The following is a 6401-nucleotide window of genomic DNA, read 5'->3' on the forward strand; positions in this document are numbered from 1 at the left end:
AGTAAAGGTCTAGTAATAAGATTGCTTAATGCTGAGATTGGTGATTTGGAAAATATAAATAAGGAATTTTGTACTGATATTACTGATAAACCCTATGATAGTATGGCATCTATCTTGGCTGACTATATAAATAACCATGCCAGCTACACTGTTGGGCCTGAGAAGTTTAGTGATCTATTAATGGCATATTATGATTACAACGCGGGGAAGTTTGATTTTCCTTCGGCAGAACAGTTAAAAGAAATCGTCGATAAAGTCGTAGAAAAATTTGAAACTGCAAAATCATTTGATCTAAATATGGTAAATAATTTGCTGGAGTGCTCTGACAACAAACGTAATGCTATTATAATATGTGCCAAAAAGTCATAATAAAGATTAAATGTGATTTTCATCACAAAATAAATGTATGTCATGTTGGTTAGTGGCTATTTTTGTGATCATTGTTCATGAAAAGGTATTGAACTCAGGTAAACTGCGTAACTTTCACTCAATAGATATTCTATTTAACGTTTTTTACGCAGGTAACACTGATGAACATTATTCTGATGATTGCCATTACCACCGGCATTCTCTCGGGTGTCTGGGGCTGGGTAGCGGTCAGTTTAGGGCTAATCAGTTGGGCTGGTTTCCTTGGCTGTACTGCCTATTTCGCTTGCCCACAAGGTGGTTTAAAAGGATTACTGATTACGCTGTTAACCTGCCTGAGCGGGGTGTTCTGGGCGATGATGATTATCCAGGGCAGTGCCTTGCAACCGGAATGGACCATCCTTGGGTATGTTTTAACAGGGCTTGTGGCGTTTTTGATGTGCATCCAGGCCTGCCAGCAGTGGTTATCATTTGTTCCAGGTACTTTTATCGGCGCTTGCGCTACTTTTGCCGGTAATGGTAATTGGAAGCTGGTGGTTGCTTCATTGTTAGTCGGGGTGGTGTTTGGCTACGCCATGAAGAACAGCGGGTTGTGGTTGGCGGCGCGGCGGGGTCAAGGGAGGCGTTCCTTGGGAGCGCCGGTTGATATTGATTAGATGATCCGATTCGGTTGACATGTTACGGGTTCGGGTTTCGGGGTATATTCGTTCAGATTATCGGTTCGGTTGATAGATACCGGATCAGGTTTCGGTTGATAGTCGTTCAGTTATCACCTTACCTCTGTCGCCTCAACCGAGCAGGAGGGCAAGCCGGCCCTCCTGCACCTGCGGCTTGCGCGAAATATTACTGCTATTCGCAGTGCCCTCCGGCAGTCGTTGGCCTTATCGAGCCAGCGCGATTCGCTCCTGCTCAAGCGCGCTTTTCGCCGCCGTCCATGGCGGCTCACTCGGGCCATCGTCTTTGTCGGTAATATTCCTAATTGCGCTCAAGGTCAAAATCAAAACCTTGCTTTTAGGTTTTGACGTTTAAAGCACATTTGAGCTGCCGAGTGAAGAGTGTAGCAAGGGAAATCCGCCATGGACGGCGGATTTAGGCGTCACGCGGAGGGACCCGCGTAAAGCCGTCCCGCCAGCGAAATGATGAGTGAGGGGACCCGCGAAGTGGGCAAGCGATACGTGCGCTAGCGCAGGGGTTCCAAGGGGGTTACGCGCTTGTAACCCCTTTGGCGGTTGAGACAATGGAGGTAAAGTGAGCCGTGAAGTTATGACAACCGAATTTTTTCACCAGCCAATATCAACCGAAACCTGATCCGGTATCTATCAACCGAAATAATACCGAATCACAAAAGATGATTCGCCACTTTAACCACGATCTTACGAATCGGCGCGACGTCACCTAATGTTCCCATCGGGCGATGTAACTCGCCGGGGAACAGCAGGGCAATATCACCCGGCGCCAGTGTTAACAAGGTTTCGGTAGTAATACCTTCAAACAATCCATAATCCCGCTCGCTATCAAAATCCATCGTCGGGCGCTGGCCCTGTGTGGATGGCGACGTACCAATCACTTCACTACCTTCCAGCAAAATATGAATATCAATATAGTAACGGTGTAATTCAGGGGCTTGTTCATATAGTGGCTTGGTCGCGGCGATAATATGATTTAAGTAAATCTCACGCCCTTCGATTTCTTGCTCGCCTGCTGGCAGGTTAACCAAATCCATTTTGCTGATAGCCGCTAGGGTGCGGCGGATAACATCTGGATAGATTGGATTATTCGCCGCGCTTTTCAGTTCATCAAGTATCATAACTCTTCCTATATGCTTATGTGGCCCGCGCGTTTAGGCGCAATGACTCACGCTATTTTCATGCTCCAGCGCGGCAATACAGTGCTTAACCACACCGGCGACGTCGGGCGAAATATCTATCTGGATAACATCCGGTTCACTGATACCCGGTACTTCCAGGGTTGCGAATTGGCTTTGCAACAGGCTTTCAGGCATAAAATGCCCAGCGCGCTGCTGCATTCTGTGTAGCACCAAATCGTAATCACCGCTCAGCCACAGAAAACGTATCCCTTGATTGCCGGCACGCAAACGATCGCGATACTGCTTTTTCAGCGCCGAACAGACTAAAAAACCGACTTCATTTTTCTGTTGCAGGCTATAGGCCACATCACTTAACCGTTCTAACCAAGGGGCACGATCAATATCATTTAGCGGCTGACCTGAGGCCATTTTTTGGATGTTGGCGCGCGGGTGTAGGTCATCACCATCAATAAACTTGGCGTTAAGCGCTTGTGCCAGCGCTTGTCCAACACAGGATTTACCCGTGCCGGATACGCCCATAACAATAATGCATTTACCAGACATAATGTTCCTCTGTTCCCAGTTAATTGAAGCATTAACCAACGTTATTGATGGGACGAATAACGAAGGTCGCTAATCCCCCAATCACTTCAAGCGAAGGTTAAACTGCAACTAACATCCCGCCATCAACAAACAACAGATGACCATTCACGAAATCAGAGGCTTTGGAGGAGAGATAAACCGCAGCACCAATCAACTCTTCCGGGTCGCCCCAACGGGCGGCCGGTGTCCGTTTGCATAACCAATCAGTAAAGGCTTTATCGTCTACCAGCGCTTTTGTCATTTCAGTTTTGAAATAGCCTGGTGCGATACCATTGACCTGAATATTATAGCGAGCCAGCTCAACACACATACCGCGAGTTAGCATTTTTACCGCACCTTTAGAGGCGGCATAGGGGGTAATAGTGTCGCGGCCTAATTCACTTTGCATCGAGCAGATATTGATAATTTTGCCGCGTTGACGTTTAACCATATAGCGGGATACGGCCTGTGAAACCAAGAATACGGACTTCTGGTTGACCGCAATCACGTCATCCCAATCTTTTTCTGGGAATTCAGTAAAGGCATGGCGGCGCTGAATGCCGGCATTATTAATTAAAATATCGATAGCACCGATGCTACTTTCTATTTGTTCAATGGCTTCATTAACCGCATCGTGATTAGTTACATTAAAGGCGGCAGCATGAGCAATAAAACCGCTAGCACGTAATTCCGCCACGGCTTTTTCCGCTCGTTCTGCGGTAATATCATTAATAATTATCTCTGCACCAAATTCGGCCAGGCCTTTCGCTAATAAAAAACCAATGCCTTGAGCAGATCCCGTAATTAATACTTTGCGGTTTTCTAACGAAAATAAATTCTTCATAGTCATTCCTGATGGCGTTAATTTGGTCGTTATTTAAAATATACTCTAAATAATTCGAGTTGCAGGAAGGCGGCAAGAGAGAGAACCCCGATGAGCTTACTGTCGTAAGTGATTCGGGTGATTGAACGTAGCCAACGCACATGCAGCTTGAAGTATGACGAGTATAAATATTATTGAATAATGACGGTGTGAAACATGTGCATATCAAACCGTTTTCCGTCTGGGCAAACTGTGATGCAGATCACTTTAAATCATGTTACAACAAGCTGTTACCACATACGTGAGCGATATCCCCTTGATGAAGGGGAAATACTGCTGTTAGCCGGTTTTTTTGCTGTTTTATTGCAGAGTTGCAGATTAACTTATTGATAATAAATTAGATTAATAATATGCCACATGACTGTTATTGTATTTTAAAGCAGTAACATGCTTTTCATTACACAAGCTAACAGTGCATAATCACCTTACCCATTGCGCACTCTTGTTCCAGGTATTTGCCATGAAAAACCAGCGTGTTACGTTACAGGATATCGCGTTACTTGCGGGCGTGACCAAAATGACTGTCAGCCGCTACTTACGCACGCCGGAAAAAGTGGCTCCAGAGACGGCTGAGCGTATTGCTCAAGTGATGGCGGAGGTTAACTATGCTACTGATTCTGAAGGGGAAAGTGGTCTTAATCAAAAGATCCCGCGTATTGGTATCTTAATACCTTCCTTTAATAACCAGATTTTCTCTGACTTGCTGGCGGGTATTGAATCGGTAACCGCTGCCAGCGGCTATCAAACGCTGGTGGTTAACTATAACTATGATAAAGAACGTGAGGAGCAGCAGATCGTTAATCTGTTGTCCTGTCAGATCTCAGGTTTGATACTCACCGATTCAGAACATACCTTACGTGCTGATAAGTATTTGAATGCAGCCGAAATTCCGGTTGCACAAGTGATGGATTTAGAGCCACAGTTCAACCGTATTACCGTTGGTTTTAATAATTATCAGGCTGCCTACGATATGACAGCGACACTATTGGCCAGTGGTAAGCAGAATATTGTCTATTTTGGCTCGATGTCAGATGTACGAGATCGCAAGCGTTATCAGGGATATAGTCAGGCGATGGTAGATACAGGTTTTACGCCATTGCATATCACTCCTAATAAGGTCTCTTCTGTCTCGATCGGGGCTGGGATGCTAGCTCTGGCACGACAAATGTATCCGCAGGTTGATGCTATTTTTTGTACTAATGATGATATGGCCGTCGGCGTGTTACAAGAATGTCTGAAAATAGGCATGGCGATACCGGCTGAAATGGCAATTTCGGGTTTCCATGGATTAGATATCGGCCAGGCAACCACCCCGGTGCTGGCCAGTGTTACCACCCCACGGTTTGAAATGGGTAAAGTTGCAGCGGAAATTCTGATTAAGAAAATAAATAAAATCCCTACAATTGAACAGGTTGACTTGCATTATCGCATTTCACTCGGTGGGACTATCTGATCTTCTTATCACCGCTAGCAGCCATGGCTCTGGATGATGGCTGCGAATCACTTTGGTCAATGGCCGCTAAATTATCCCTCCGTCAATCAATAACAAATAACGCCAACCGATAACATTTTACTGAGTTAATTCTATAAGTTTTTAACCGGTATTTGCCTGGCTGAAACAATTCAGCACTAGCAATGATAGGTCGATCACGTTACCGGTAACATGTTTTCTTAACATGATTTACAGTGACCTGCATCACAAAATAAAACATTGAAAACAGGTCTTATAACGACATTCGCTGAATGGCTAAATCATCCGATGATTACCTGTCGCCATTCTGGTTTTTTATGATTTATTGACATGATCAGGTACCCGTAATGAAAAACAGCAAACAAGCCGTATTAATCATCGCTCCGGTAATGGACTATTTAACTGAAAAATTGGAGCAAACCTTTACTGTTCATAAACTCTTCCAGGTTACCGATCATGCTGAGTTTTTTGCAGAACAGGGTCAGAATATTAAAGGCATCGTGACCCGTGGTGATATTGGTGTCAGCAATGAGGTGTTGGCACTGTTGCCTGAAGTGCAGATAATCTCAATCTTTGGCGTCGGTACCGATGCTGTGGATTTAGCAACCACCCACGAGCGCAATATTATTGTGACTACCACTCCCGGTGTACTGACTGACGATGTTGCTGATACCGCGCTGGGGCTAATCATTGCCACGTCTCGCCGCCTGTGTCTGGCTGATAAATTCCTGCGTGCCGGACAGTGGCCGCACAGTACTTTGCCATTATCATCTAAGGTTACCGGCAAGCGTTTGGGGGTCTTCGGTATGGGGCAGATTGGCCAAGCCATTGCTCGCCGAGCCGCGGGGTTTGATATGCAAATTGCTTATACCGACAAAGCACACAACGAAACTCTGCCCTACCAATATGTGCCTGATCTTATGAGCCTTGCCAGTCAAAGCGATATTCTGGTGGTCGCAATCTCGGGAGGGAAAGACAGTGCCGGTTTGGTTAATAACACCGTTTTTGCTGCGATGCCTAATCACGCCATTCTGATCAATATTGCCCGTGGCAGTATGGTGAATCAGGATGATTTAATCCTTGCGTTGCAGCAGCAAAATATTGGTGGTGCGGGCTTAGATGTTTTTGCCGATGAGCCTAATGTGCCACTAGCATTGATCGAGATGGATAATGTGGTCTTGCTGCCACACATTGCCAGTGCAACGACTGAAACTCGAATTCAAATGAGCGATATTGTCTTCTCAAATATATTAGCCCATTTTTCTGGTGAAAAAGCCCCTACGGCGATCACC

At 45.5% G+C, this 6401-nt stretch carries 7 protein-coding genes; 4 read left to right on the forward strand and 3 right to left on the reverse strand.

What is annotated here, in order from left to right:
* On the forward strand, positions 1–369 hold a 369-nt coding region (locus tag V2A85_RS21275; protein WP_420072293.1), incomplete at its 5' end, for a hypothetical protein.
* Between the two features lie 161 nt (positions 370–530).
* On the forward strand, positions 531–1022 hold the full coding sequence (locus V2A85_RS21280; RefSeq protein WP_083158265.1) for a DUF1097 domain-containing protein: 492 nt from the start codon (positions 531–533) through the stop codon (positions 1020–1022).
* A 683-nt stretch (positions 1023–1705) separates the two neighbouring features.
* Here the strand turns inward: V2A85_RS21280 and V2A85_RS21285 are convergent.
* The 3 genes from V2A85_RS21285 to idnO all read right to left on the reverse strand — a co-directional run bounded on the left by V2A85_RS21285 (position 1706) and on the right by idnO (position 3599).
* A complete protein-coding gene (locus tag V2A85_RS21285) occupies positions 1706–2173 on the reverse strand; it encodes a YhcH/YjgK/YiaL family protein (protein ID WP_372559466.1) in 468 nt (155 codons plus the stop codon).
* Between the two features lie 33 nt (positions 2174–2206).
* On the reverse strand, positions 2207–2737 hold the full coding sequence (locus V2A85_RS21290; RefSeq protein ID WP_372559465.1) for a gluconokinase: 531 nt from the start codon (positions 2735–2737) through the stop codon (positions 2207–2209).
* A gap of 97 nt (positions 2738–2834) precedes the next feature.
* Positions 2835–3599: a gluconate 5-dehydrogenase gene (gene idnO / locus V2A85_RS21295; protein ID WP_420072294.1), complete on the reverse strand. Its 765-nt coding sequence runs from the start codon at positions 3597–3599 to the stop codon at positions 2835–2837.
* Positions 3600–4098: 499 nt separating this feature from the next.
* Between idnO and V2A85_RS21300 the strand changes: the two genes are divergently transcribed.
* Together V2A85_RS21300 and V2A85_RS21305 are read left to right on the forward strand one after the other, a co-directional pair.
* A complete protein-coding gene (locus tag V2A85_RS21300) occupies positions 4099–5091 on the forward strand; it encodes a substrate-binding domain-containing protein (RefSeq protein ID WP_372559463.1) in 993 nt (330 codons plus the stop codon).
* A 365-nt stretch (positions 5092–5456) separates the two neighbouring features.
* The coding region (locus tag V2A85_RS21305; RefSeq protein WP_420072295.1) for a 2-hydroxyacid dehydrogenase at positions 5457–6401 on the forward strand (945 nt) is incomplete at its 3' end.

Origin of the sequence: Yersinia sp. 1252 StPb PI (assembly GCF_048593885.1) — a bacterium.
Classification (GTDB): Bacteria; Pseudomonadota; Gammaproteobacteria; order Enterobacterales; family Enterobacteriaceae; genus Yersinia; species Yersinia enterocolitica_E.